Raw genomic sequence first — 2,501 nt, forward strand, 5'->3', positions numbered from 1 at the left:
GAGTTGGGCGGTGCGCCCGCCCTCGGCGGCGGGCCCCTTGCTCGTGTCACTCATGGATGGATCCCGTGCACATACTCGTTCTCGGCGGTACGACCGAGGCGCGGCGCCTCGCCGAACTCCTGGTGGACATTCCGGGCGCCCGGGTCACCAGCTCGCTCGCCGGACGCGTCGCCATCCCGAAACTTCCCCCGGGCGAGGTCCGCGTCGGAGGCTTCGGCGGTGCCGAGGGACTGGCCGCATGGCTGCGTACCCACCAGGTGGACGCGCTCATCGACGCCACCCATCCTTTCGCCGGAACGATCAGTTTCCACGCGGCTGCTGCTGCCGCTGCGGCCCATGTTCCCCTGCTGGCGCTCCGCAGGCCCGGCTGGGCGGCGGGCGACGGGGACCGCTGGCACCCGGTCGGCTCACTGGCCGGGGCCGCCGAGGTGCTGCCCGCACTGGGCGAGCGGGTCTTCCTGACGACGGGGCGGATGGGCCTGTCCGCCTTCGCCGCGCTGGACGCACAGTGGTTCCTGATGCGGTCGGTGGACGCCCCCGACGCACCGCACCCGGCGCGCATGGAGGTCCTGCTGGAACGCGGCCCCTTCACCCTCGACGGCGAACGGGAGCTGATCCGCCGCCACCGCATCGAGGTGCTCGTGACCAAGGACAGCGGCGGCGCCGCGACCGCCCCCAAGCTGACCGCTGCCCGCGAGGCCGGGATTCCGGTGGTCGTGGTGCGGCGCCCGCCGGTCCCCGAAGGGGTGCCGACGGCCGGCACCCCCGAGGCGGCCGTCACCTGGCTGCTGCCCGGTGACGGCCCCCTCACGAGCCCCGAGAACCTCAAGAGGTGGACGGCTCAGGCCTCCGGGTAGCGGCGCGGGGTCCATACGATCTGGCTCCCGTCACCCCGTCGCACCCACTGCGTCTGCGACGACCCGACGAGCAGGATGGTCCGCATGTCGACCTCCTCCGGCACGAGGTCCCCGAGCCGTACGGTGCGTACGCTCTCCGTCGGCCCGCCCACGTCCCGCCCCAACACCACCGGCGTGTCCGGTGAACGGTGCTCCAGGAGCAGCGCCTTGGCCTTGCCGACCTGCCAGGTGCGGCTGCGCGAACCGGGGTTGTACAGCGCGAGCACCAGGTCCGCCGACGCGGCGGCCCGCAGCCGCTCCGCGACCACCTCCCACGGCTTCAGCCGGTCGGAGAGCGAGATCGTCGCGTAGTCGTGGCCCAGCGGCGCACCCGCCTTCGCGGCGGCGGCGTTGGCCGCCGTCACCCCCGGCAGCACCCGTACGGGCACGTTCGCGTACGCGTCCTGCGACGCGACCTCCAGCACGGCGGTCGCCATGGCGAACACGCCCGGGTCGCCGCCGGACACCACGGCCACCCGCCGGCCGCGCCGCGCCAGGTCGAGGGCGAACTCGGCGCGCTCCGACTCCACCTTGTTGTCGGAGCCGTGCCGCACCTGCCCCGGCCGCACCGGCACCCGTGCCAGGTACGTCGTGTACCCGACCAGATCGTCCGCCGCCGCCAGCGCACCGCGCGTCTCCGGAGTCAGCCACAGCGGCCCGGCGGGCCCGGTGCCGACCACGACGACCTCGCCGTCCGCCTGCGGACGTGCGGCAGGCGGCTCGGTGTGGGCCGAGCCGATCCGGCTGGGCAGCACCGCCACCGCGAAGTACGGCACCGACTCGGCGTCCACGTCGGCCAGTTGACCGGTGCGCTCCCCGGCCATGGTGGCGCGCTCCACGTAGCGGGCCTCGGCCAGCCGTCCCGACGCCTCGAAGGCACCGCGCACGGCGGGGAACGTACGCCCCAGCTTCATCACCACCGCGGAGTCCGTCGCCGCCAGCCGCGCCGTCAGCTCCTCCTGAGGCAGCGTTCCCGGGAGGATCGTCAGCACCTCCTCGCCCTCGACGAGCGGGGTGCCGAGCCGGGCCGCGGCGGCGCTCACCGACGTGACCCCCGGGATCACCTCGGTGGGGAAACGGTCCGCGAGCCGCTTGTGCATGTGCATGTACGAGCCGTAGAAGAGCGGGTCGCCCTCCGCGAGCACGGCGACGGTGCGCCCCGCGTCGAGGTGCACGGCCAGCCGGCCCGCCGCCTCCTCGTAGAACTCCTCCAGCGCGCCCCGGTAACCGCCCGGGTGGTCCGTCGTCTCCGTCGTGACGGGATAGACCAGCGCCTCCTCGACGTGGTCCGCCCGGATGTGCTTCGCCGCGATGGACCGCGCTATCGACCGCCCGTGCCGGGCGCTGTGGTAGGCGATCACATCCGCCTCGGCGATGATCTCCACCGCGCGTACGGTCATCAGGGACGGGTCGCCAGGGCCGAGCCCGACTCCGTACAACCGCCCCGTGCTCTGCTCGCTCACGCTTACTCTTCCTCGCTGGCGATCGCGTTGAGCGCGGCGGCGGCGATGGCGCTGCCGCCCCGCCTGCCGCGCACGATCAGGTGCTCAAGACCGGACCCGTGCACCGCGAGGGCCTCCTTGGACTCCGCGGCACCCACGAAAC

Annotated in this window: 3 protein-coding genes; 1 reads left to right on the plus strand and 2 read right to left on the minus strand. The window is 73.9% G+C overall.

What is annotated here, in order from left to right:
- Positions 1-65 precede the first annotated feature (65 nt).
- Entirely contained in the window at positions 66-857 is a 792-nt protein-coding gene (locus tag ACWGIG_RS38440; RefSeq protein ID WP_453326371.1) for a cobalt-precorrin-6A reductase, read from the plus strand.
- Here the strand turns inward: ACWGIG_RS38440 and ACWGIG_RS38445 are convergent.
- Together ACWGIG_RS38445 and ACWGIG_RS38450 are read right to left on the minus strand one after the other, a co-directional pair.
- Entirely contained in the window at positions 842-2,359 is a 1,518-nt protein-coding gene (locus ACWGIG_RS38445) for a precorrin-2 C(20)-methyltransferase (RefSeq protein ID WP_453326372.1), read from the minus strand. The two genes, ACWGIG_RS38440 and ACWGIG_RS38445, sit on opposite strands and share 16 nt — an antisense overlap.
- Positions 2,360-2,361: 2 nt before the next feature.
- On the minus strand, positions 2,362-2,501 hold a 140-nt coding region (locus ACWGIG_RS38450; RefSeq protein ID WP_453326373.1), incomplete at its 5' end, for a precorrin-8X methylmutase.

Source organism: Streptomyces sp. NPDC054863, from assembly GCF_053610825.1.